Origin of the sequence: Shewanella corallii (assembly GCF_023349125.1) — a bacterium.
GTDB classification, from domain to species: Bacteria; Pseudomonadota; Gammaproteobacteria; order Enterobacterales; family Shewanellaceae; genus Shewanella; species Shewanella corallii.
Genome location: NZ_JAKIKT010000008.1, coordinates 198,008 through 222,753, shown reverse-complemented (window position 1 = coordinate 222,753; position 24,746 = coordinate 198,008). Strand labels below are relative to the sequence as shown.

Genomic DNA, 24,746 nt, shown 5'->3' with positions numbered 1-24,746 from the left:
TTCTGGAGCTGGTTATGCATGATCTGTTGCAACATGGTTTGACCGTATTCCTCGGTTTTTTCGCCATTATGAACCCCTTACCCAATACCGTGGCCTTTGTTGGTTTAACTGCTCACCAACAACAGGCCCAAAGAATGAAAACCGCTTCGAAGGCGCTGATGTTGTCATTCGTGATTATTTGCGCTTTCGCAATACTGGGGAAATCGATTTTCCATCTGTTCGGCATTAGTCTGGCTGCGCTGAGGATTACCGGCGGCATTATTGTGTTCATTATTGGCTATCAAATGTTGAAAGGGTCGGGCAATACGCTCCATCAGGGGGAAGATCTGCAGGCGGAGGATGTGAGTATTTCGCCGCTGGCTGTGCCTTTGCTTGCAGGGCCTGGCACTATCGCGACCGCTATGAACTACAGCGCATCGGCAGGGTGGGGTGAGATTATTCTGACTATCGCCATGTTCGGCGTCTTGTGTGTTACCACCTTTTTCAGCTTTGTTTATGGTCAGAGCATTATTCAAAAGATTGGCGACAACGGCCTGAATATTATTACCCGTTTGATGGGATTGATATTGGCTGTCATCGGCTGCCAGATGTTAATCCAGGGCGTGCTGGATGTGGTTGCACAATATCAGCATCATTTATCCTGATACGATTTTACGATTCTGGTCTTCGGGCGCTTGTCGCCCGGTTTACTTCCTTTTCAGTGCGTAGACCGTGATAGACTCTGGCAAAAGTTTCCAGTAATCCGCTATGACTCAAACTTCTTCACAACTCATTCAAGCCAGAGTGCTGACTCGTCACAGAGTGCGGGTCAATGATGGATATTGCCTCAGATACATGGTGAAAACGCCCTCAGGGCCAGCAGTATTGGATGTGGCTGAAGGGGATTTTATCTGTTTTTGTCATCAGCAGGACCTGCCAAGGCTGCAGACGATGGGAGCGCGTTTTCATCACAGCCGTATGCTGGAGCTCAAGAGCTTTGAATCTCAGCCGGTGGCGGCTGTTTACCTGAGTGACTACCGTGCGGTCAGTGAACTGACAAGAATGGCTACCGATGCCGGCATTCCCCTGTTTGAAAGTGATATCAGGCCTCAAACCCGGTTTCTGACGGAAAGGTATATCAACCTTGATCTTAAAGGTGAGGTGACTGAGCTTGGCCAGCTGGGCTCACTGAAGCATTACCAGCTGCATAGAGCGAAAACCGGGCTGCTGGATTTACCTTTGCGCGCTGTCTCGTTTGACCTTGAGTGCAGTATGAGTGGAGAACTCTACTCTGCGGGTTTCTATTCCGATGAAAAGTCCTGCGTCTTGATGGTCGGTGAAGGGCCGGAAACCCGGACTGTGATTAACGAGGCTGGTGAAGAGCTTGATTGCGAGCTCATCTGGTTTGCTGATGAAAAGTCCCTGCTTGAGGGAATTGTAGACTGGTTTACCGAATATGATCCTGATCTGATCATTGGCTGGGCTGTCGTGACGTTTGATCTGGCGCTGCTGCACCGCAGGGCACAAATATATGGCATGACATTACTGTTGGGACGAGCCCAAACGCCGTTGGCATGGAAAGTGGCTGACAAGTTCAGACCAGAAACTTTGGAACTGCCGGGCAGGGTGGTACTGGATGGTATCGACTGGCTTAAGGCCGCGTTCTATCAATTTGACAGCTATTCACTGGAGTTTGTATCCCGTGAGTTGCTGGGCGAAGGGAAAGCCATAGACAAGGTTGATGACAGGGGAGGTGAGATAGGCCGCCTGTTCGCGGAAAACAAATCAGCACTGGCTTTTTACAATCTCACCGACTGCCGATTGGTTTGGGACATCTTCGAGCATACCCAGTTGTTTGACTTTGCACTGGCCCGTTCCCGAATGACGGGGCTGGAGCTTGGGCGTGTCGGTGCCTCTGTTGCTGCATTCAATCATCTGTACCTCCCCCACCTGCACAGAGCCGGCTATGTTGCGCCGCAAATGTCAGACTTTGGTGGCCTTGAGAGCCCGGGCGGCTACGTGATGGACTCGCTACCCGGGCTATATAAGGATGTACTGGTTCTGGACTTCAAAAGTCTGTATCCCTCAATCATCCGCACCTTTCTTATTGACCCCAAGGGTTTGGTTGATGGCTTATTGGAGCCGGAGGAGGACTCTGTACCTGGTTTTCTGGGAGCCAGGTTCAGCCGACACAATCCTATTTTGCCAGGACTGATTGCTGAGCTTGCACAGATGCGTGAACAGGCGAAGTCTGACTCCAATGCGCCCCTGTCCCAGGCGATTAAAATCATTATGAACTCTCTTTATGGTGTGCTTGGCTCAAAGGGATGTGTGTTTCACGATGCGAGGCTGGCCAGCTCAATTACCATGCGTGGTCATGAAATCATGAAACAGACCAAGGTATGGATAGAGGAAGAGGGTTATCGGGTCATTTATGGTGATACCGATTCTACCTTCGTTTGGCTTGAACAGGGGGCCAGCGATGCCGATAAGTTGGGAAAACAGTTGGTTGAACGTATTAACAACAGATGGGCAGAGAGATTAAATCAGGAGTTTGGTCTAGTTAGCTGGCTTGAGCTGGAGTTTGAGTGCCATTATCAACAGTTTTTCATGCCGACCCTTAAGGGGTCAGATCAGGGTAGTAAGAAACGATATGTAGGTATAAAAAGCACTGGTAAAGGGCAAGAGCTGATCTTCAAAGGCATGGAGCAGGTCCGAAGTGACTGGACTCCCCTGGCCAAACAGGTGCAATTGGAGTTGTATCGCAGGCTGTTTGCCGGTGAACCGCTTGATGAATACTTGTTGCTGGTTTCTGAGAAATTAACGGCGGGTCAGTTGGATGAACAGTTGGTATTCAGTAAAAGGTTAAAAAGAAACGTCGCTGATTACACAGCAAAATCGGCGCCCCATGTTAAGGCTGCTCAGATCCTGGCTGAGCAAACCGGAGATTCCCGCCACGCTAAAAGAGGAAGCCGTATCAAATATGTGATGACGACCAAGGGCGCACAACCTGTTGAATGTCAAACTGCACCTTTGGATTATGACTATTATCTGCAACGCCAAATTCGCTCTGTGGCAGAGCCTGTCCTTCAAGTTATGAAGTTAAATTACGACAAAGTTGTTTCATCACAGCTAATGTTAATTTAGCGATCTCATATATGCGCAATGTTTACAATATGTATCATTGTGGTGAAAATCACGATTTCTAAATGTTTTTTCACGATAAAAGTGATACATGGCGCAAGTTTTTGCTAAATGTAACTTGGGTGGCTTCAAAGTGTCTTGCTAATCTGCGTTCCGTCTAGGATAGAAAAATAACAACGGAGTGTAATACGCAGATTGAATACAATAGGTTAGGCACAGATGAACAAAACACTCATCGCTGCTGCGCTAGCAGCAATCACCGCAGCTCCTGCTGCTTCCGCCGTTGAACTCTATAAAGATGCCAACAATGAAGTCACCATGGGTGGTTACGCTGATGCTCGTATCCTGAGCACTGATGGCGAAACTGAACTGGTAAACGGTGCTTCCCGTATTAACTTCAACTTCAGCCACAAACTGAGCAACGGCTGGAACGCCTTTGCTAAAATGGAATGGGGTGTAAACCCATTCGGCGATACCTCTCTGGTATACAACAACGACAGTAAATTCTCTGCCAGCACCGGCGACTTCATCAGCAACCGTTTGGGTTATGTTGGTCTGAGCAACGACAAGTACGGTAGCTTCTCTTTCGGTAAGCAGTGGAGCGCCTATTACGATGTCGTAGTAGGTACTGATAACGGCTTGGTATGGGGCGGTAGCGCTTCAGGTGCATACAGCCTGGATGGCAGTGGCGGTATCGATGGTGCCGGACGTGCAGACAAAGCCGTTCAATACCGTAACAGCTTTGGTAACTTTAGCTTCGCTCTGCAAGCTCAGCTGCAATCTAACCAGATCGCGCTGGACAACTCTTCGACGCTGGACAGCCTGGAATATAACGACACCTATGGTGCGTCTGTCTCTTACAAGCTGATGGACAAACTGGTGCTGTCTGCTGGTGGTAACGTGGGTGAGTTCCAGGGCACACTGAAGAATGGTTCAACTATCTCTGAAACTGATTCTATCTACGCAGTAAGTGCGACCTGGGGTGCCCTGAGTGACGGTCTATATGCGTCCGTTAACTACAACAAGAACGAATATCACGAGCTGGATAAGAACGGCTTCCTGATCCCTTCAGCTTACGGTGTTGAAGCATTCGTTTCTTACAACCTGGGTAACGGTTTCCGTCCATACGCTTACTACAACCTTTTGGACGCTGATGACGCCTACACTCCAGTTGCTGGCCAGACTGTAACTGAAAACACTATGCAGTACGCTGCAGCCGGTGTTGAGTTCAAGTGGGACAGCAACATCATGATGTACGTTGAAGGTAAAGCAGACTTCAGCAAGTACGTTCAGGGTGGCGTGAAGTCTGAAGGCGACAACGCTATCGCAGTAGGCGTTCGCTACAGCTTCTAAGAATTTGCGCTACAGTTAAATTCGATAGGAAAAGCCCGACTCAATGAGTCGGGTTTTTTGTTTTAAATACAGCAGGTCAGTTAGCTCATATGACTCAGTTTGACCTGATGAATTTAGTCCCACCATCCGTAAAAAGCAGCGTTTACTGTTTAGCTGACATTTGCCGTAAATATTTCAGTATCTAGTTATCGATCTATCTATAACGAGTTATATCACTTTAGGTTTGGCTAATTATTAAAGGGGGTTAAAATTTGCCTTAATTGCTGAAAATAGTCTGTTGTTATTGCTTGTGCTGTGTCTGTTAGTTTTAAGTTCTGTTGGCGGGGTTCTTTGGTGGTTTAATCTATTGCGTTTGTATTGTTGTTGTTTGATATTGCTAATTATTTTGCAAGATACCGATGTTGCAGAATTGTGTTAATTGTGATTTTATCTGGGCATCGAGATGGTTGTATTGTGAAATTCGCGTCTCGAAAAATAGAATAATAATTGTCCAGGGAGATCGACAATGTTGAAGAGCAAATTTATAACTAACTCGGTACGCTTTGCGTTGGTTAGTGGAGCTGCGGCTGCCGCCTTCACCGCTCCAATCGCTACGGCTGAGGAAAATGAAAGCGTAGAACGCATCGAAGTAACCGGTTCGCGCATTAAGCGTACGGACCTCGAAACTGCTCAACCTGTTACCACTATTACATCCGAGCAAATGGCTGTTCAGGGTATTCAGGATGTAGGTCAGTTCCTGCAAAACAGTGCCGTTATGTCCGGCTCGCCAGTAATGACTACCACCAACAACGGTGGTAATGGTGGTACCTTCGTTGAACTGCGTGGTTTGGGCTCTTCCAGAACCTTGGTTTTGGTCAATGGCCGTCGCCCGGTTTCATCTGACTTTCAGACCATTCCAAGCTCAATGATTGACCGCATTGAAGTGTTGAAAGATGGTGCATCTGCAACATACGGCGCAGACGCTGTTGCCGGTGTGGTGAACATTATTACCCGTAAAGATTTTGAGGGTCTTGAGTTCACTGCGCAAACCAAGGGCTCTTTTGATGTTACCGAGAACAAGCAAAACAGCTTCAGTCTTGTTGGCGGTGCGGCATTTGATAAAGGCCACATGGTTGTCGGTATCGACTATGTGAAGCAGGACGAAGTGTATCAGGGTGATACAGATATCGACTTTTTGAATAATCCTTGGGTGATTTTTGGTTCGGAAGCTGAAGACTCGTTTTGGAAAAATGGGTTGATTGGTTCAGGACCTGACGCCAATGTTTACTTTTTGGGAAGTGGCTCACCTCCATGTGGCCAGTTCTATTTCCAGCATGGCTCAAACCTGACCAATGATACTTGTGCTGCTGGCCTTGCTTCCAAGGATGATTTCAGACCTTATACAAATGCTGACTCATATAACTATGCGCCAGTGAACTACCTTCAAACTCCTTATGAGAAGTTGAACTTCTTCGTGGAAGGTAGTTTTGAGCTGAATGATCATGTGAAGATGTATTCAGAAACCCGTCTGAACCATCGTACTTCTCGTCAGGAGTTGGCGGCCGTACCTTATGACACCAAGTTCAACCCTGCTTACGAGGGCTTCTACGGCAAGACCAACGAAGACGGTACTCCAGTATTGGATGATGATGGTAATCAGGTAATGGTTCCATTCACCGGTGTGTCAAAAGACAACTATTACAACCCATTTGGTGAAGAGGTTCTGCGTTCACGTCGACGTATGCTCGAAGGTGGTCGCTCATTTGAGCAGGATGTGACTCGTTTCCAGCAGGTAATTGGTTTCGAAGGTGATATCAACGATAACTTCTACTATGACGTCAACTACAACTATGGTCATAGTTCTACAGCTTCCACTGATTTTGGTCAGTACTTTGGTCCAAACCTGGCTAACGCACTTGGCCCATCATTTAAAGATGCTGATGGCAATATTGTTTGTGGTACTCCAGAAGCTCCAATTGCTGATTGTGTATCAATGAATGTGTTTGGTGGCCCTGGCTCTGTAACTCAGGAAATGCTGGACTATGTATCTGCCCCACTGATTGACTCCCTGACATACACCCTTCAGACCTTCACTGCGTTTGTGGGCGGTGATATGTTTGAGTTACCAGCAGGCGTAGTTTCCGGTGGTTTCGGTTACGAATACCGTAAGGAAGAGCTGGATAGCGTCCTGGATTCTGGTAAGTACAACGAAGCGGTTACCGGTAACAAAGGGAAAGGTGTTTCCGGTGATTTCGAAGTTAACAGTGTATTTGCGGAATTCGTAATTCCAGTACTGGAAGGCATGCCTGGTGCAGAACGCCTCGATTTGAAAGCTGGCGTTCGTTACGATGATTTCAGTGTATTTGATGCTGCTACTACTTATCAGTTAGGTTTGGAGTGGGAGGTCTTTGACGGCCTGCTGGCGCGTAGTACCTATGGTACTGTATACCGTGCTCCAGGGATAAGTACTTTATACAGTCCTCAAGGTGACTCTTTCCCGTCAGCCACAGACCCATGTAGCAGCGGCACGTGGGCAGATGCTACCGATGCAACTAAGGCAAACTGTATTGCTGCAGGTGTACCAAACGGCGGTAGTAACAACAGTGACCTGCAGCAGTTAGGTAAAGTGGGTGGTAACCCAGATTTGCAGCCTGAAGAAGGTGATACGTTCACTGTGGGTATCGCTTATTCGCCTGACTTTGTCGAAGGTCTGGGTGTAACTGTAGATTACTGGGCAATTGAAATTGATGACGTTATTTCCAGTATTGAAGCTGCAGACTCTCTGGATGGATGTTACAAAGGTGGTGTTCAGGAGTTGTGTAACAACGTTGTTAGGACGAATGGTGAAATTCAATTCGTTTACGAGTTGAATCAGAACCTGAGCAGAATGACGGCAAAAGGTATCGATACCGAAATTTCCTATGCTTTTGAAGCTCTGTCTGGTGATTTCAACCTGAACCTTTCTTGGACTCACTTCTTAGAGCGTGAAAACCAAGTTTACAATTCGGACACCCTGGCGTTTGAGATGCAAGATCTGAATGGCCGATTTGAGGGTGACGATACCTATGCGACGGACAAGTTCAACTTTGTTGCTTCATACACTTGGGAAGATCTGAATATTAGCTATGCTGCTAATTATATCTCAGGGACAGAGTATGACACCCTGACTTACTGGGGTACGACTCCAAATGATGCCAACGACGAAAGCAAAGGTAACCACCAGTACGGTGTAGACGCTTTCTTGTACCATGATATCTCAGCCTCCTATGGCTTTGATTGGGGTACTAAGATCAGTGTTGGTATTACCAACCTGACTGACGAAGAGCCTCCGTACATTGAGCCTGCGTTCATCAGTACCGATGAGAGTACTTATCGCCTGTTTGGCCGCAGCTGGTTCCTGCGCCTGAGCCAGAAGTTCTAATTGATTTGGCTCAAACCTAAAAACTAGTTGATATTTTAGGGGAAAATGCCCGGTGATGACTCATCGGGCATTTTTATTTTTCCGCGATCGCGAGCTGATTAGACGATTACGCTGCTCTACTATATTTCGTCATAACGTTATGTGAGGTTTTATTGGTAACAACTTCTATAAACAGTAATTCCTCTACCTTCAGTTGATACACTGGATTGTCAAATTCACGACAAAGCTAAGCTCAGTAAAACCCTCTGGTTACCTTCATTTCTCTGGGTAAATTTACTAACGTCTTTGCTCCAAATTACGACAGTAATCGTATGTTATGGTAGACATTCACTGGTGCGGCTAGTGCGCTTTGTCCACACAGTCGCGACTACATTCATGACGCTACGGAGCAATTGAATTACAGTTAGTTTTAAAAACTGGATAATTTAAAGATCATTCCGAGGAGCACTATATAGCTTTGTGTAGCAGTAAGAAGGAGAATTCTTGTTACATACCAGCACTTTGTATAGGGCTTATCATATGTCAGACTCAGTAACTTTGTCGTGATACACGGATTCATTTTAATCTCATCTATCTCATCTCATATTTAAGTGTTCAGTCGTTATTTTTGCACCTTCTTCAAGTTACTTGGCTTTGTTCAGTAAGTGCTGGTTTTCATATAACTAACGTTAAAAGTGCATTGACCTACTGAAAAGAGCTTTGTAGGACAGAGTCCATAGTCTGGTGTTTGAACTTTGAGCAAATGTTCTCTTGAAAATTCTGTAACGAAGGGTTTACGACAAAAAGCTGGGAAAGTGAGTGGATAATCGGAATAGCACTACTTTAACGAGTCTCAGAGCAAGCTGTTGTTGATTGTATTGATTTGCCTGCTTCTCCCTTTGGATTGTTGGGCATGCATTTGTAGATATAAGTGTTGCAGGAATGTGATAATTGTGATTTTATCTGTGGCTTCAGGGTGGTGTTATGGTTATTAATATCGTCTTGAACATTAAAATAATAATTGTCCAGGGAGATCGACAATGTTGAAGAGCAAATTTATAACTAACTCAGTACGCTTTGCGTTGGTTAGTGGGGCTGCTGCAGCTGCCTTCACCGCTCCAATCGCTACGGCTGAGGAGAATGAAAGTGTCGAGCGTATCGAGGTGACCGGTTCACGTATTAAGCGTACGGACCTCGAAACTGCTCAACCTATTACCACTATTACGTCTGAGCAAATGGCTGTTCAGGGTATTCAGGATGTAGGTCAGTTCCTGCAAAACAGCGCCGTAATGTCGGGCTCGCCAGTGATGACAACCACTAACAACGGTGGTAACGGTGGTACTTTCGTTGAACTGCGAGGTCTGGGAACCTCCAGAACTTTGGTTCTGGTCAATGGCCGTCGTCCGGTTTCTGTTGACTTCCAGACTATTCCAAGCTCAATGATTGACCGTATTGAAGTGTTGAAAGATGGTGCATCTGCAACATACGGTGCAGATGCTGTTGCTGGTGTGGTGAACATTATTACCCGCAAAGATTTTGAGGGTCTTGAGTTCACTGCGCAAACCAAGAACTCTTTTGATGTTACCGAGAACAAGCAAAACAGCTTCAGTCTTGTTGGCGGTGCGGCATTCGATAAAGGCCACATGGTTGTCGGTGTCGACTACGTGAAACAAGATGAAGTATATCAGGGTGATACTGATATTGACTTTCTGAATAACCCATGGGTAATTTTTGGCGCCGCAGCTGAAGAATCATTCTGGAAAAATGGACTGATTGGTACAGGCCCAGATGCGAATGCATATTTCTTGGGAAGTGGTTCGCCTCCATGTGGTCAGTTCTATTTCCAGCATGGTCCCAACCTGACAAATGATAAGTGTGCCGCAGGTCTTGCCTCAAAGGATGACTTCAGAGCTTACACAAATGCTGATTCATACAACTATGCACCAGTGAACTATCTTCAAACTCCTTACGAGAAATTAAACTTCTTCGTGGAAGGTAGTTTTGAGCTGAATGACCATGTGACTATGTATTCAGAAACCCGTCTGAATCATCGTACTTCTCGCCAGGAGCTGGCGGCCGTACCTTATGACACCAAGTTTAACCCTGGATATAAAGGGTTCTACGGCAAGACTAATGAAGATGGCACCCCAGTATTGGACGATGACGGTAACCAGGTAATGGTTCCATTCACCGGTGTGTCAAAAGACAACTATTACAACCCGTTTGGTGAGGATGTTCTGCGTTCACGTCGTCGTATGCTCGAAGGTGGTCGCTCATTTGAACAGGATGTGACTCGTTTCCAGCAGGTAATTGGCTTCGAAGGGGATATCAACGATAACTTCTACTATGACGTTAACTACAACTATGGTCATAGTTCTACAGCTTCCACTGATTTTGGTCAGTACTTCGGTCCAAACCTTGCGAATGCACTTGGCCCGTCGTTTAAGGATGCCGATGGCAAGATCGTTTGTGGTACGCCAGAAGCCCCGATTGCGGACTGTGTATCAATGAACGTGTTTGGTGGTCCAGGCTCCGTAACTCAGGAGATGCTGGATTATGTATCTGCACCACTGATTGACTCTACAACTTATACACTGCAAACATTCACCGCATTTGTGGGTGGAGATATGTTTGAGTTGCCAGCAGGCGTTGTTTCTGGTGGTTTTGGATATGAATACCGCAAGGAAGAGCTGGATACCGTGCTGGATTCCGGTAAATACAACGAAGCTGTCACGGGTAACAAAGGTAAAGGTGTTTCCGGTGAGTTCGAAGTTAACAGTGTATTTGCAGAATTTGTAATCCCTGTACTTGAAGGATTGCCAGGTGCTGAGAGAGTCGACCTGAAAGCTGGCGTTCGTTACGATGATTTCAGCGTGTTTGATTCTGCAACGACCTACCAGTTAGGCTTGGAGTGGTCGATCTTTGACGGCCTGTTGGCGCGTAGTACCTATGGTACTGTGTATCGTGCTCCAGGTATCAGCTCTCTGTTCTCGCCTCCAAGTGACTCATTCCCATCAGCGACAGATCCATGTAGCAGTGGTACATGGGCAGATGCAACAGATGCAACCAAGGCGAACTGTATTGCTGCAGGTGTACCAAACGGCGGTAGTAACAACACCGACTCACAGCAGCTGGCTAAAGTAGGTGGTAACCCAGACCTGCAGCCCGAAGAAGGTGATACGTTCACTGTTGGTATCGCATATTCACCTGAGTTTGTTGAAGGCTTGGGTATTACAGTTGACTACTGGTCTATCGAGATTGATGACGTTATCTCTTCAATCGCGGCCAAAGATTCACTGAATGGCTGTTATGTAGGTGGTGTGCAGGAGCTGTGTAACAACGTAGTCCGTCAGAATGGTGAAATTGTTTACGTTAAAGCGCAGTCAGTTAACCTAAGCCGCATGACAGCTAAAGGTATCGATACCGAGGTTAACTATGCGTTTGAAGCATTGGCCGGTGATTTCAACCTGAACCTGTCCTGGACGCACTTCTTAGAGCGTGAGAACCAGGAATATAATTCTGACACCCTGGCGTTCGAGATGGACGATGTTAACGGTCGTTTCTCTGATGACAACACCTATGCGTCAGATAAGTTGAACTTTACTGCTTCTTACATGTGGGAAGACCTGACCGTTAGCTATGCTGCTAACTACATTTCAGGTACTGAGTATGATGACCTGACTTATTGGGGAACAACTCCAAACGATCCTGATGATCCAAGCAAGGGTAACCACCAGTATGGTGTGGACTCCTTCCTGTACCATGATATCTCAGCCTCCTATGGCTTTGATTGGGGTACTAAGATCAGTGTTGGTATCACCAACCTGACTGACGAAGAGCCTCCGTACATTGAGCCTGCGTTCATCAGTACCGATGAGAGTACTTATCGCCTGTTTGGACGTAGCTGGTTCCTGCGCCTGAGCCAGAAGTTCTAATTTTGAACTAAATAAAAGCCCTGCAACAGCAGGGCTTTTTTATGCCTTTAAATAGTGCTTAAGCCTGCTCTGTCATTACTTCTCTTGAGAACACCTTCTCGCAGTATTTACACTTGAGCTGGATATCCCCGTCTTTAACGAATACGCCGAAGTGGCTTTCCACTGCAGGCTCTACATGGGTGATGCAGTTGGTGTTGGCGCAGCCGAACACGCCTTTGATGTTCTCGGGTAGAACAACCGGCAGTTTGGCGACGACCTGGTAGTTTTCGATTTTGTTGACCGTGGCATTTGGAGCCAACAGTGCCAGACGTTTTGCCCGCTGTTCGTCAAACAGCACATTTTCAATCTTAATCAGATCTTTCTTGCCCAAAGCAGAAGAGGGCAGGTTCAGACCTATGGTGACACGTTCTGCAGTGTCATCCAGCTTGAATAGCTTCAGTACCTTAAAGCCCACGTTAGCTGGGATATGATCGATAACAGTACCATTTTTAATGGCTTCTACTTTCAGGTGGTTATCTTTGGTCATGTTATCGCTTCCTTAAATCTCTTCGTTCAGTACCAGTGCCAGCAGTGCTTGGCGGGCATAGACCCCGTTTTCTGCCTGCTCAAAGTAGTAGGCATAGGGTGTGCTGTCGACGTCTACTGTGATCTCGTCTACCCGTGGCAGCGGGTGCAGGACTTTCAGATTGTCTTTGGCACCTTCCAGAGTTTGACCACTCAGGATAAAGGCTGACTTGATATGAGCGTACTCAGACTCGTCGAAGCGCTCTTTCTGAACCCGGGTCATATACAGAATATCCAATTCAGACATCACCTCTTCCATGGTGCTGTGGATGCTGTATTCCATACCGGCTTCTTTAACCTGATCCAGAATGTAGTCTGGCATGGCCAACACGTCCGGAGCGATAAAGTAGAAGCGGTTGTTTTTGAACTTGGTCAGTGCCTGCGTCAATGAATGCACTGTGCGGCCATATTTCAGGTCACCCACCATGGCGATATGCAGGTTGTCCAGGCGACCCTGAGTTTCATAGATGGTGAACAGGTCAAGCAGTGTCTGGGTTGGATGCTGGTTAGCACCGTCGCCACCGTTAATTACAGGCACGCGGCCAGAAAATTCAGAGGCCAGACGAGCAGCGCCTTCACGTGGGTGGCGCATGACAAAGGCATCTACATAGGAGGAGATAACACGTACAGAGTCCGCTAGTGTCTCTCCCTTTTTTCCTGCAGAGGTGTTGCCTGCATCGGGGAAACCAATGACCCGGCCACCCAGGCGCTGGATGGAAGTCTCAAAAGACAGGCGGGTACGGGTTGATGCTTCAAAGAAGCAACTGGCAATCACTTTATGTTGCAGTAGAGTGGGTCTCGGCTCGGCTTTGATTTGACCGGCAGTTTCAACCACCAATTCCAGTTCCTCGCGGGACAGTTCCGGAATGGACAATATGTGCTTTTTGTAGAGCGGATTAGGCATGTTTCTTATCCTTTGGCTTTTGACCCAAAAAAAAGCCCCCAATAAAGGAGGCTTAATTATGTATAGACTGGAGCAAATACCCGGTCGCACCGAAGTTACGGTGGCAAGTACGAAACTTGAAAGAGATGGCAAATACCATAGGGTTACTGTGCTCCAGACAAAATTCCCGTGACTATACGCTGTTTGTTGTATATTTCAAGCCCTGATGCATGAGCATAGGGGCTAACTCTCAGTTTAACATAGTCTTTATCCGACTTTGTCGTGTGAAATTTGTGGCGTCTAATAAGGCGCTTACATCGCCATGGTCGCAATCCTTCATCTGCAGCCAAAAAGACTGGTGGTACCGGACAGGTAAAAACTCATAGTGCGGACTATCTTGGGAGCCCTAGCTCAAACCCGGATAACTAAAAGCAAAACATAGCAGGGCTAACCCGCCGTTGCTGCCTGCGATGTCCAGGGGGCAGGCCAGTGTGGAATACTTTGATCACCTCTGAGTACAAAGTTGAGTTTGCCACCCAGCAGGGTTCTGCGTCCCATCGCCATACCTGACAGATAGTCGTAACGCAGTGACTTATCTTCGCTGCCAATCAACCTGCTGGACAGAGGAGTTGGGGGACACAATTGAAGTATCTGCAGATCCTCCGGAGGATTATCCAGAAATGCCAAAGAGCGCTGGTATACCGCTTCATGATGAGCCAGATACTCCACCATAGGTACCTGTCTATGGTGTTGCTCAAGCCAGTCACTGAGTCTGTGCACCCAGGGCGTGGCGAATTCAGTATCAGACGGAGCGGTACGTATTACCACAATCCGGCGTGCGCCTCTGTGATAGGCCTCTTCTATGGGCAATGGTGCGGCCAGTCCCCCATCCAGATAATGCTCACCATCAATCTCAACGCCATTACGGTAAAGAAATGGCAGGGCGCTAGAGGCTTTAAGAAGCTGGAGCCAGTTATCTTGATTGGGACTGAAAAAGCTGGGTTGAATATCACTGATTCGGGTAGAGGTTATCAGGAACTCTCTGTCTGCCAATGCTTGCACGCCTTTATCGACATCCAGGCGGTATTCATTCTGGGTGGTTTTATGAAAATACCAATCCAGGTCCACTGTATTCCCACCCAAAAAAGCGCGGCCGGGATTGAAGAACTGTTTGTCTCTGGTCAACTGCATAATCGAGCGCTGAGCGAAACCCTGTTGACCAGACAGAAAGCTGGAAAGATTCTGGGCGCCTGCTGAAGTGCCTATCATTAACGAGAATGGATTGAAGCCCAGCTCCAGCCAACTGTCGAGAACGCCTGCGGTGAATATGCCTTTCTGGCCACCTCCTTCGGCGATGAGTGCGGTTCCTTGTCTTACCCGGTTGAGACTGGCACTGTGCTGATATTTGAGGAATGAGCTCATTAGTCAGTTGTGCAGTTGGGGAATTCCCCCATGCTACTTGGGATGGTTAACGGGATAAAATTAAAGATTGTTCAAATAGTGGTGACCGATTGGCTGACTGTTCGCCAGAGTGAATTGATAATTACCGTAATTTCTTGATCCAGAGGTGAGAAGAGGGCCAGATCCTGCTAGAATCCCGCCCGTCTAAAACTACTCTTTCGGATGCCATTCTTTCATGGTTTGGATTGATTACGCCATTATCGGAATTGTCGGACTGTCAGCGCTTATCAGCCTGGTCCGGGGCTTTGCCAAGGAAGCCATGTCTCTTGTTGTCTGGTTTGTTGCTTTCTTTATTGCCAGTCAGTTCTATCAGGATCTCGCCGTCCACCTAACCCAGATTGGGGATGAAATGGTGCGAAATGGCGTGGCCATAGCCATACTCTTTGTAACGACTCTTATACTCGGTGCCCTGGTGAATTACTTGCTGGGGCAGCTGGTTGCCAAGACAGGATTGTCGGGAACCGATCGTGTGTTGGGCCTGGTGTTTGGCGGCATTAGAGGTGCCCTAATCGTCAGTGCTCTGCTGTTCTTTTTGGATGCCTTTACCGGTGCACCCAACACCCAATGGTGGAAGGATTCTGTGCTGGTGCCCGAGTTCGGTGTGGTTATCCAGTGGTTTTTCCATTATTTGGAAGATACCTCAAGCTTTGTACCCCAAATATAAGGGAAGGGCAGTTTTGCACCTTCCCACCAAGGAAGGGCAACCGACCCTTCCTGATAATGACATAGAACATCTTACAATGAGGAAGTTTTCCCATGTGTGGTATCGTCGGAATTGTTGGCCGCTCGTCGGTTAATCAGACCATCTATGATGCACTGACAGTGCTTCAGCACCGCGGCCAGGACGCAGCGGGCATAGTGACCATTGATGAAGGCGCCTTCCGCCTGCGCAAAGCTAATGGCATGGTGAAGGATGTGTTCGAAGTGAAGCATATGCAGCGGCTTCAGGGTAATTCGGGCATAGGTCATGTTCGTTACCCCACCGCCGGCAGCTCCAGTTCTTCGGAAGCCCAACCTTTCTACGTCAACTCTCCCTTCGGTATCTCCCTCGCCCACAATGGCAACCTCACCAACACTGTCGATTTGATGGAGCGTCTGGCTGAGCAACGTCGTCATGTCAACACCACCTCTGACTCAGAAGTGCTGCTGAACCTGTTGGCTGACGAACTGCAACACACCAGTTGCCGTAATCTGACCGAAGAGCATGTGTTCGATGCTGTTGCGGCAGTACACAAGATGACCCGTGGCGCCTACGCTGTGGTGGCCATGATTATTGGGCAGGGCCTGGTGGCTTTCCGCGATCCTCACGGTATTCGCCCTCTGGTGTTGGGTAAGCATGAAACCGAACAGGGTACCGAATACATGGTGGCCTCTGAGAGCGTGGCGCTGGATGCAGTCGGCTTCGAGGTGATGCGTGATGTGGCGCCGGGCGAGGCTGTCTATATTACCCTGGATGGTCAGCTGTACACTCGTCAGTGTGCTCAGGACCCAAGCCATGTGCCATGTATCTTTGAGTACGTCTACTTTGCCCGCCCTGACTCCACCATAGACAAGGCCTCTGTTTACGCGTCCCGCGTGAATATGGGAACCCGTCTGGGAGACAAGATTAAACGGGAATGGTACGACCTGGATATTGACGTAGTGATTCCAATTCCGGAAACCTCCTGCGATATCGCGCTGGAAATAGCCCGTTGTATGGACCTGCCATACCGCCAGGGTTTTGTGAAAAACCGCTATATCGGCCGTACCTTTATTATGCCGGGTCAGCAGGAGCGTAAGAAATCAGTACGTCGTAAGCTCAATGCCATTGGTGCTGAATTCAAAGGTAAAAATGTGCTGCTGGTGGATGATTCCATCGTACGCGGTACCACCTCAGAGCAGATCATCGAGATGGCCCGTGAAGCCGGTGCCAAGAAGGTGTACTTCGCCTCTGCTGCCCCTGAAATCCGCTTCCCCAATGTGTACGGTATCGATATGCCGACCTCCAATGAGTTGATTGCCCATGGCCGTGACTCTGAAGAGATCGCCCGTATCATTGGCGCCGATGGGATTATCTTCCAGGATTTGGCTGATCTGGTGGAAGCTGTACGTCAGGAAAACCCAGATATTCAGCGCTTTGAAACCTCAGTATTCGACGGCGAGTACATTACCAAGGATGTGGATCAGGCCTATTTGGATTATCTGACCGCACTGCGTAACGACGATGCCAAGGCGAACCGTAATATGGAGCTGGGGACCAACCTGGAGCTGCATAACGTTTGCCATCCATAAGCGGATAAGCTGCTGAAATAAAGCCGGGGCCAAGCTGAACATACCGCTAGGTGAACCGGTCAATCGATGAGAAATTGAAAAGCCCTGCGCATTAACGCAGGGCTTTTTATCTTTAAAAGCTGCGACCACGAAGCGTTCGCTTCGCTCACTACACTGAGGACACGAAGAAGAGGAAAAAGAATGCTGCTTTTCTTAGTGCCCTTCGTGGTTCAAGGTTTTAGTGTTTGTCCTTGGAGGATCGCTTAAACGAACAGTGTTGGGGTCATGCCCTGGCTTTTTGCAGCGCGGCGTTTAACAGACTGTTAGATAGGTAGTATTTACAGCAATTAGTGGCTGTTTTCTTGCTTTGGGTTTACAGCGCCTGTTTGCTTGGTTAAATTGTACTGTAAACTTATCCAGTAGTTACTTGTCTCGTCATATGATCCTCTATATCGCCGAAAAGCCCAGTTTGGGGCGCGCCATTGCCGATGTACTGCCCAAGCCACATAAAAAGCATGATGGTTACATCGAGGTGGGGAATGGCGATATGGTGTCCTGGTGTATTGGTCACCTGCTCGAGCAGGCACCACCGGATGCCTATGACGAGAAGTATAAATCCTGGAAAATGGAAGACCTGCCTGTCGTGCCCGAACAATGGCAACTGATGCCGAAATCCTCCAGTCGCAGTCAGCTGTCTGTACTTCGCAAATTGGTGAAGCAGGCCGACAGTCTTGTGCATGCCGGTGATCCTGACAGGGAAGGGCAACTCTTGGTGGATGAGGTACTCTCTTACCTTAAAGTGAGTCAAACCAAGTTGGGTCAGACTCAACGCCTGCTGATCAGTGACCTCAACCCACAGGCGGTAAAGCGTGCATTGAGTCAATTGCGCTCCAACCGCGAATTTGTGCCCTTATCCACCTCTGCTCTGGCCCGCAGTCGTGCCGACTGGCTTTATGGTATGAACATGACCCGCGCCTTTACCCTGCAGGGGCGCAAAGTAGGCTACCAGGGCGTGCTTTCAGTGGGGCGGGTGCAAACTCCACTGCTGGGGCTGGTCGTGCGCCGGGATGAAACCATTGAAGCCTTTGAGCCCAAACCTTTTTATCAGGTGGATGCCCACCTGCTGACACATGCCGGAGAGCGTTTTACCGCCCGTTGGCAACCCAGTGAAGCCTGCCAGAAATTTATGGATGAAGAGGGGCGGGTGTTGTCGCCACGGTTGGCTGACAATGTGGTCGAGCGGATCACGGGTCAGCCCGGCCAGGTCACTGCACTTGAGCAAAAGGATAAGCGCCAGGCGCCACCTTTGCTTTACTCACTCTCATCACTGCAAATTGATGCCGCAAAGCGTTTTGGCTTGTCGGCCAAAGCTGTGCTGGATACCTGTCAGAGCCTGTATGAGAGACACAAGCTGATTACTTACCCGAGATCAGACTCCCGCCATTTGCCCAAAGAGCAGTTAAAGCTTGCTCCCGGGGTGGTGGATGCTGTGCTGAATAACGCTCCGGCTCTGGTTCAGGGGGCGGATAAACCGGACTTGTCGATTAAGTCTGCCGCCTGGAATGACAGTAAGGTAGATGCACACCATGCGATTGTGCCCACAGATCGCAAGGCAGATCTGTCTAAGCTCAGCCGGGATGAAGCCCGTTTGTATGAGCATATTGCCCGTCAGTATCTGGCCCAGTTCTATCCCCATCACCTGTATCAGGACACTAAAGTGGAGGTCACCATAGCCGGAGGCCTGTTCAGTGCCAAAGCCAAGGTGACCCGCTCGCCGGGCTGGAAGCAGCTGTTTGCCAGCAACAAGGCATCTGCGAATGAGAGTAGTGCAGCTGCATCTCAGGGAGATGATAAAGAGGAGGAGCCGCTGCAAAGCCATCTGCCCGTGCTGAAAAAGGGTGAGGAGCTGTTATGCGAGCGTGGTGAGCGGCTGGATAAAATGACCCAGCCGCCAAAGCACTTTACCGATGCCACCTTGCTCAGTGCCATGACAGGGATTGGTCGCTACGTTAAAGATGATGCGATTCGTAAGACCCTGAAAGACACCGACGGTCTGGGTACCGAAGCCACCCGGGCCGGTATTATTGAACTTCTGTTTAAGCGCGGATTTTTAGTGCGTCAGGGCAAGAGTATTCAGGCCACGCCTGTGGGCAGAGGTTTGATTAACAGCTTGCCTGAGGCAGCGACCACACCGGATATGACAGCATTATGGGAGCAAAGCCTGGAGGCTATCAGCCAAAAGAGCATGCGCTACCAAAGTTTTATGGATCCACTGCTGGCCAATATTCATCATTTGCTTGAGGTAGCAGCGCAAACTACGCCCAATGCTCTGGCCGGTGTGCAGGCCAAACCAGCCTGGAAAGGTAAAGGCAAGGGGCGTGGCGGCTGGAAAAAGAAAAGCACAGGTAGCTCTGCTGGCGGCAGAAATACCGGCACTAAGACTTCAACTGCCAAAAGTGCAGGCAGCAAGAGCGGCGCGCGCAAACCCAGAGCCAAAGCTGGCTGATGACTCCGTCCTTAGTCGGTAGCCTTAACTTTAAATTATAAGGTTCTGCCGAGACAGGTACTGACTAGCGCAGTCAGGGCCAGAGTCAGTGTCGATAAGCCTCAATCGCCAGACAAATCAGTCCATAAGGCCCATCGATATTGGTGACCTCATCATTGCCCGGATTACATTGGGCGGCGATGGCGACGCCGTGCAGGTAGTCGGCCAGCAGGGCAATAATCTGCATGAGTTGGGAATCAGTCAGCGCTAGTGGCTTAAGTGCAATGCTGACTTTGTGGCTGAATACCTGTGCCGGTCCATAGCAGGTCATGGACAGCATGGTTTCCAGCAGGCCTTGCTGACGACTTAGCAGAGCCAGATAGCTTTGGCACAACTGCTTTAACTCGGCTTGCCAATCTCCTGTGCCTGGCGGGGTATAAATTTCTTCAATCAATGAAACCGTCAGAGCCTCAAGCAGGGTAGCTTTATTGACGTAATAGTGATAGATAGCCATAGCGTCGACATTAAGCTCAGTGGCTAACTGGCGAATACTGGGTACTTTGCCGTTTTGTCTCATCAGCTGACGCGCCATGTTCAGGATGAGCTCAGCACTGAGCTGACTTTTGTTAGCCCCCGGACGTCCCCGTTTTTTGATCTTGACCGACATCTGCAAGGTCTCTTAAACTTTAAATCCTACAGCGTAGAATTATATTGGGTTATAGGTCCCTGTTCAAGGTTTTCACTGCTCCTTTGTTCCTCATGAACAGGGATGAAAAGCCTAGGTGAGTTTATTGAGGCTGTTATGACAAATATCGTGTACATCGCCACCAGTCTGGATGGTTACATTGCTGATAGCCAGGGCGGGCTGGACTGGCTGCATGCTATCCCAAATCCGGACCATGATGATTTGGGCTGGGCTGAGTTTATCTCCGGTATAGATGCGCTGGTGATGGGACGAACTACCTTTGAAACGGTTTGTAGTTTCGATGTGCCCTGGCCTTATCCCAAGCCTGTATTTGTGCTGAGTAACAGCCTGAAGGAAATACCTGAAGCGTACAGGGATAAAGCGCAGTTGGTGACAGCACAGCAAGCTGCGTCGCTGGAGTCATTAGTGAAATCACTGAATGATATGGGCTATCAGCGTCTTTACATAGATGGCGGCAAGACCATACAGAGTTTTATGGCCGAAGATTTGGTGGATGAACTTATCATTACTCAAATCCCGGTATTACTGGGCGGCGGCAGTTCGCTGTTTGGCGCCGTGCCACAGATGCAAAACTTCAGTTTGGTATCGTCACAAGTGCTGCTGGGTGCTATGGTGAAAAATCACTGGCGCCGACAACGGTAACCACAATCTCCGAGACCTGAGACCAAGAACAAAAAGGGCCTGACAAGGCCCTTTTGTGTTTTGTATCGATCTTCTGTATTTTTTTATAGCCCGGTATTGGAAGTGAGTCGGGATTACACAGGCTTATATTGGTTACTGGCTGCATCATAATGGTAGCCGAGCGTATCGAGCTTTCGGTCCAGTTGGTCGGCCGACATATCCATCTCATAGTAAAGAGCCTGCCTGTCCGGGCACTCCAGTCTGAGCTTTTCATTGACTATGCCTAACAAAATAGCCGCTTCCAGTCTTTCAGGATGATTGATTTCCATCACACCAACCTCATCATACGAATACCAACACCCAAGTTACACCCGCTGATACATGGCTGCCAGAAGTTTTAATACCAACGTCTTTAATAGTCTGATCAATTCAAAGCGCGTCAAGGATTCTGATTCCAGGCGCATTGATTGACCAAGCGGGGCTCCTTTTAAGATCAATGCAACACAGAAGCAGGATACTTGACGCGATCACGCAGTGCGGGTTTCCATGCACTTGATACTGCATTGAGTCGTCTTGACATAGAACCATTATGACTTGGCCAACTCGTCTTGCCTCAAGCACATTGAATTCCTGCTGAAACATATCAACCATTAAATGAAATTGGTATAACCTCAAGCCAGCCACTGCTTCGGTTAAGCCTGAATCCCCAGTTTCTTCATTTTGCTGCGCAGGGTATTGGGGTTGACCGCCAGCATTTCGGCCGCGCCGCCGCTGCCATATACCTTACCGCCGCAAACCTTTAGGGCATGGCTGATATATTTTTGCATCATAAGTTCAAGCGGCACCAGTTTATCGCCGGCGCGGCTGGGGTCGATAATCACCTGTTGGTTATCACAGGTAACCACTTCCGGCTCTGATGGCATCAAGAAACTGAAATCCAGTGGTCCTTCAGGATGCTGAATAACTGCCCGCTCAATCACGTTCATCATCTCCCGCACATTGCCTGGCCAGGGGTAGCGACTGAGCAAGCTAAGCTGATCCGAATGAATGCGGGGCAGGTTGGGCAGATTGAATTTGGCAGTCATCTTCTCGACTGCAAATTGCGCCAGCAACGGAATGTCGCTAGTGCGTTGCCGTAGCGGCGGTATTTGGATGGGGAAGATAGCCAGACGATACCAAAGATCCTGACGAAACTCGCCATCCTGCACCATATGCTGCAGATCCCTGTGGGTGGCGGCTATCACCCGGATATTCAGCTCAATGGACTCATAGCCGCCTACACGGGTAATAGTGGAATTCTGCAATACTCGCAGCAACCGCACCTGAGCACTTAATGGCAGCTCGCCGATTTCATCCAGAAAGATGGTGCCGCCATCGGCCTGTTCGAAATACCCCTGTTTACGCTGCTCTGCGCCGGTAAAAGCGCCTTTCTCATAGCCAAACAGCTCTGAGTCCAGTAATGAGTCGGGGATGGCGCCGCAGTTCACCTTGATAAAAGGTTTACCTGCGCGGGTCGAGTGTTCATGTACTGCATTGGCAATCACCTCTTTACCTACCCCGGTTTCTCCCAATATCAGTACGCTGGTATCCAGGTGGGCGATAGCCTGGACCTGTTCCATCACTCGCTTAAGACCGGCATCGGCGCCAATCACGCCATTTTTCACCTCAAGAGAGCGCTTAAGGGTATCGTTTTGCTCGGCCAATTGTTGATTCTGTGCCAGCAGATTACGGCCCTGCAGATTAAAGGCAGTGATCAATGCCAGTGGATGCATATGGCTTTCAATCAGATCCGCATGGATGGCGCGAAAACTGTTGGGGGTTTTGCTGTAATAGCCAACCACGCCAAGATGGGTATCGTCACAGATCATCCGCATCAATATAAGAGACTGGATATCGGGAAATACCCGCGGCGCCACATGGAAGGTCACCCCGTCTGTTTCAATATGGTTGATGATACGAATAACCGGCCTGTCTGGTTGGCTCAGCACCTGACACATCTCTTCGGTAAGGGGCACGCACTGCTCCAGAGCCTGGGCCGATTCATTATTGGCATGGGCAATAAACTGTATTTGCCGCTGCTCCGGCTGGAACAGATTCATAAAGATGCCATCAATGGGAAGCTTCTGCTTCATATAGTGAAAGTAGTGCTCCAGCGACTTTTCCAGCTGCAGGCTGGCACAGAGTCTTTGGGTGGCTTCGAAATAGCAGGTTTTTTCCATTGATATATCACGCTGACCACGAAATATCGTGATTGTAATTCGTTGTATTTCGCGCTTGTGTGTCGCCCTTCAAAAAAATCCTTTTCTTTCCCTCTTTTTAGGTAGTTGGCACGCCAAATGCTCTATCAGGGCATAGATTATCTCCCATGGAACCAACTTGAAGGAATGTTCCAAATGTCAGAAAAACAAGAACTTAATCACAGCCGTCGCGCTATTTTGAAGGGCGGCATGGCGATGGCCGCCACAGGTTTGGGTGTGGCTGTGACAGGGTCCGCAATTGCTGCGCCTAACACGCCGGAATCCTTTGACGAAGTGGTCGACGTTATCGTAGTCGGCAGTGGTTTTGCCGGTATGTCTGCCGCACTGCAGGCTCGTGAGGGCGGTGCCAGTGTAATGGTTATCGACAAGATGCCAGTATTTGGTGGTAACTCCACCATCAATGGTGGCGCCATGGCTGTAGCCGGCAGTTCACTGCAGAAAGAGGCCGGTATCCAGGACGATGTGAACGTCATGGTTGAAGACATGCTGAAGGCCGGTCGCGGTATGAACGACGTTGAGATGCTGAAGCTGGTGTGTGATGGCACTGCTGAATCCTGTGAGTGGCTGATTGGCCACGGCGTAAAGTGGAAGCCATTCGTTCAGCACTTCGGTGGTCACTCTATTCAGCGCGTGCTGCAGACTGTAGAAAGTTCAGGTGCTGGCATTATCCGCCCAATGATCAAGGTCGCCCGTGAGCAGGGTGTCGACATGCGCAACCAGGTTCGCATGGAGAGCTTTATCCAGGATGACAAGGGTCGTGTGATCGGCCTCGAAGTTCGCGAAGGTTATTATTTCCCGAAAGAAAAAACCGGTAAAATCCGCCGCTTCGGTGCACGCAAGGGTGTAATCATGGCGACCGGTGGTTTCGGTAACGACGTGAAATACCGCATGATGCAGATGCCGGAACTGAACAGTGATCTGGACTCTACCAACCATGCCGGTGCGACTTCTGAAGCGCTGAAGCAGATGATGCTTATCGGTGCCAACCCAATTCACCTTGACCAAATCCAGCTGGGCCCCTGGTCTTCCCCTGACGAAAAAGGTTTCGGTACTGCCTCTCAGTTCGCCACTATCGCCACCTACCCACACGGCATCGTAGTCGATGTGCGTACCGGCGAGCGTTTCTTCAACGAACTGGCAGACCGTAAGGCCCGTGCAGACGCCATTATGACCCGTCGTGATGACAAGCATCAGCCTGTGTATCCGGTTGGCTTTACCAATGCTGCCGGTGCAGCCAAGGCGCAGACGCTGGCCTGGGGTATGAAGTACAACGTGATCAAGAAAGCCGACACCCTGGAAGAGCTGGCTGAGATTTACGGTATGCCAGCCGACAAGCTGAAAGCTCAGGTTGCGCGCTGGAACGAAGCGGTGAAAAACCGTGACGACAAAGAGTTCGGCCGTCCAATGCAGGAAGCGATTCTGCTGGAAGAGGGCCCATGGTATGCCGCTCGTATGTGGCCAAAAGTTCACTACTGCATGGGTGGCGTGCGCGTAAACACCCGCAGTGAAGTGCTGCACCTGGTGACTGACAAGCCGATTGCCGGCCTGTATGCCGCCGGTGAAGCGACTGGTGGTATTCACGGTGCCAGCCGTCTGGGTGCGTGCGCTGTGGCAGAAGGTGTGGTGACAGGTCGTAACGCCGGTCGCATCTGTGCTGCCGAGAAAGGTATCAACCTGAAATTATCCTGATAATTCCGTCCCCCAACTAAAAATGGGAAGTGAGGAGTG

The 24,746-nt window shown here is 49.0% G+C and carries 16 protein-coding genes; 10 read left to right on the top strand and 6 right to left on the bottom strand.

The features are described 5' to 3' along the window. Positions 1–14 precede the first annotated feature (14 nt). The 5 genes from L2725_RS18755 (at position 15) to L2725_RS18735 (ending at position 11,790) form a co-directional block, all read left to right on the top strand. A complete protein-coding gene (locus L2725_RS18755; protein ID WP_249250353.1) occupies positions 15–644 on the top strand; it encodes a MarC family protein in 630 nt (209 codons plus the stop codon). Between the two features lie 103 nt (positions 645–747). Continuing rightward, positions 748–3,126, top strand: coding sequence for a DNA polymerase II (locus L2725_RS18750; protein ID WP_249250352.1), 2,379 nt, complete (start codon positions 748–750; stop codon positions 3,124–3,126). A gap of 216 nt (positions 3,127–3,342) precedes the next feature. Next, entirely contained in the window at positions 3,343–4,476 is a 1,134-nt protein-coding gene (locus L2725_RS18745; protein ID WP_115135581.1) for a porin, read from the top strand. Between the two features lie 505 nt (positions 4,477–4,981). Next, on the top strand, positions 4,982–7,876 hold the full coding sequence (locus L2725_RS18740) for a TonB-dependent receptor plug domain-containing protein (protein ID WP_115135580.1): 2,895 nt from the start codon (positions 4,982–4,984) through the stop codon (positions 7,874–7,876). Positions 7,877–8,895: 1,019 nt separating this feature from the next. Then, positions 8,896–11,790: a TonB-dependent receptor plug domain-containing protein gene (locus L2725_RS18735; RefSeq protein ID WP_249250351.1), complete on the top strand. Its 2,895-nt coding sequence runs from the start codon at positions 8,896–8,898 to the stop codon at positions 11,788–11,790. Between the two features lie 58 nt (positions 11,791–11,848). Here the strand turns inward: L2725_RS18735 and pyrI are convergent, their stop codons facing one another. The 3 genes from pyrI to L2725_RS18720 all read right to left on the bottom strand — a co-directional run bounded on the left by pyrI (position 11,849) and on the right by L2725_RS18720 (position 14,659). Next, positions 11,849–12,316, bottom strand: coding sequence for an aspartate carbamoyltransferase regulatory subunit (gene pyrI / locus L2725_RS18730; RefSeq protein ID WP_249250350.1), 468 nt, complete (start codon positions 12,314–12,316; stop codon positions 11,849–11,851). Positions 12,317–12,328: 12 nt separating this feature from the next. Next, positions 12,329–13,258: an aspartate carbamoyltransferase gene (pyrB, locus tag L2725_RS18725; protein ID WP_249250347.1), complete on the bottom strand. Its 930-nt coding sequence runs from the start codon at positions 13,256–13,258 to the stop codon at positions 12,329–12,331. A gap of 426 nt (positions 13,259–13,684) precedes the next feature. Further along, positions 13,685–14,659 carry a patatin-like phospholipase family protein gene (locus tag L2725_RS18720; protein ID WP_248934862.1) on the bottom strand — a complete coding sequence of 325 codons (975 nt, stop codon included), beginning with the start codon at positions 14,657–14,659 and terminating at the stop codon, positions 13,685–13,687. A 214-nt stretch (positions 14,660–14,873) separates the two neighbouring features. Between L2725_RS18720 and L2725_RS18715 the strand changes: the two genes are divergently transcribed. The 3 genes from L2725_RS18715 (at position 14,874) to L2725_RS18705 (ending at position 19,454) form a co-directional block, all read left to right on the top strand. Beyond that, positions 14,874–15,362: a CvpA family protein gene (locus L2725_RS18715; protein WP_115135575.1), complete on the top strand. Its 489-nt coding sequence runs from the start codon at positions 14,874–14,876 to the stop codon at positions 15,360–15,362. A 92-nt stretch (positions 15,363–15,454) separates the two neighbouring features. Further along, complete coding sequence (purF, locus tag L2725_RS18710) at positions 15,455–16,969, top strand: amidophosphoribosyltransferase (RefSeq protein ID WP_248934861.1); 1,515 nt, start codon at positions 15,455–15,457, stop codon at positions 16,967–16,969. A gap of 418 nt (positions 16,970–17,387) precedes the next feature. Then, positions 17,388–19,454, top strand: coding sequence for a DNA topoisomerase III (locus L2725_RS18705; protein ID WP_249250394.1), 2,067 nt, complete (start codon positions 17,388–17,390; stop codon positions 19,452–19,454). An 85-nt stretch (positions 19,455–19,539) separates the two neighbouring features. Here L2725_RS18705 and L2725_RS18700 read toward each other — a convergent pair whose 3' ends face one another. Continuing rightward, complete coding sequence (locus L2725_RS18700; protein ID WP_249250345.1) at positions 19,540–20,100, bottom strand: TetR/AcrR family transcriptional regulator; 561 nt, start codon at positions 20,098–20,100, stop codon at positions 19,540–19,542. Between the two features lie 135 nt (positions 20,101–20,235). Here L2725_RS18700 and L2725_RS18695 point away from each other — a divergent pair, with 135 nt between their 5' ends. Then, the gene (locus tag L2725_RS18695; RefSeq protein ID WP_249250344.1) at positions 20,236–20,781 is read left to right on the top strand and encodes a dihydrofolate reductase family protein; all 546 of its coding nucleotides are present in this window, start codon (positions 20,236–20,238) and stop codon (positions 20,779–20,781) included. 113 nt (positions 20,782–20,894) lie between these two features. On the opposite strand, the gene L2725_RS18690 is transcribed toward L2725_RS18695, so the two are convergent. After that, positions 20,895–21,089, bottom strand: coding sequence for a DUF4250 domain-containing protein (locus tag L2725_RS18690; protein WP_249250343.1), 195 nt, complete (start codon positions 21,087–21,089; stop codon positions 20,895–20,897). Positions 21,090–21,452: 363 nt separating this feature from the next. Continuing rightward, on the bottom strand, positions 21,453–22,979 hold the full coding sequence (locus L2725_RS18685; RefSeq protein ID WP_249250342.1) for a sigma-54 interaction domain-containing protein: 1,527 nt from the start codon (positions 22,977–22,979) through the stop codon (positions 21,453–21,455). 174 nt (positions 22,980–23,153) lie between these two features. On the opposite strand from L2725_RS18685, the gene L2725_RS18680 reads away from it, so the two are divergent. Then, positions 23,154–24,707, top strand: coding sequence for a flavocytochrome c (locus L2725_RS18680; protein WP_249250341.1), 1,554 nt, complete (start codon positions 23,154–23,156; stop codon positions 24,705–24,707). The last annotated feature ends 39 nt before the right edge of the window (positions 24,708–24,746 follow it).

Coding starts and splice junctions, on each gene's coding strand:
- pyrB (WP_249250347.1), bottom strand. CDS start 13,258: ATGCCTAATCCGCTCTACAAAAAGCACATATTGTCCATTCCGGAACTG.
- L2725_RS18715 (WP_115135575.1), top strand. CDS start 14,874: ATGGTTTGGATTGATTACGCCATTATCGGAATTGTCGGACTGTCAGCG.
- pyrI (WP_249250350.1), bottom strand. CDS start 12,316: ATGACCAAAGATAACCACCTGAAAGTAGAAGCCATTAAAAATGGTACT.
- L2725_RS18700 (WP_249250345.1), bottom strand. CDS start 20,100: ATGTCGGTCAAGATCAAAAAACGGGGACGTCCGGGGGCTAACAAAAGT.
- L2725_RS18755 (WP_249250353.1), top strand. CDS start 15: ATGCATGATCTGTTGCAACATGGTTTGACCGTATTCCTCGGTTTTTTC.
- L2725_RS18705 (WP_249250394.1), top strand. CDS start 17,388: ATGATCCTCTATATCGCCGAAAAGCCCAGTTTGGGGCGCGCCATTGCC.
- L2725_RS18735 (WP_249250351.1), top strand. CDS start 8,896: ATGTTGAAGAGCAAATTTATAACTAACTCAGTACGCTTTGCGTTGGTT.
- L2725_RS18690 (WP_249250343.1), bottom strand. CDS start 21,089: ATGGAAATCAATCATCCTGAAAGACTGGAAGCGGCTATTTTGTTAGGC.
- L2725_RS18740 (WP_115135580.1), top strand. CDS start 4,982: ATGTTGAAGAGCAAATTTATAACTAACTCGGTACGCTTTGCGTTGGTT.
- L2725_RS18685 (WP_249250342.1), bottom strand. CDS start 22,979: ATGGAAAAAACCTGCTATTTCGAAGCCACCCAAAGACTCTGTGCCAGC.
- L2725_RS18745 (WP_115135581.1), top strand. CDS start 3,343: ATGAACAAAACACTCATCGCTGCTGCGCTAGCAGCAATCACCGCAGCT.
- L2725_RS18680 (WP_249250341.1), top strand. CDS start 23,154: ATGTCAGAAAAACAAGAACTTAATCACAGCCGTCGCGCTATTTTGAAG.
- L2725_RS18750 (WP_249250352.1), top strand. CDS start 748: ATGACTCAAACTTCTTCACAACTCATTCAAGCCAGAGTGCTGACTCGT.
- L2725_RS18695 (WP_249250344.1), top strand. CDS start 20,236: ATGACAAATATCGTGTACATCGCCACCAGTCTGGATGGTTACATTGCT.
- purF (WP_248934861.1), top strand. CDS start 15,455: ATGTGTGGTATCGTCGGAATTGTTGGCCGCTCGTCGGTTAATCAGACC.
- L2725_RS18720 (WP_248934862.1), bottom strand. CDS start 14,659: ATGAGCTCATTCCTCAAATATCAGCACAGTGCCAGTCTCAACCGGGTA.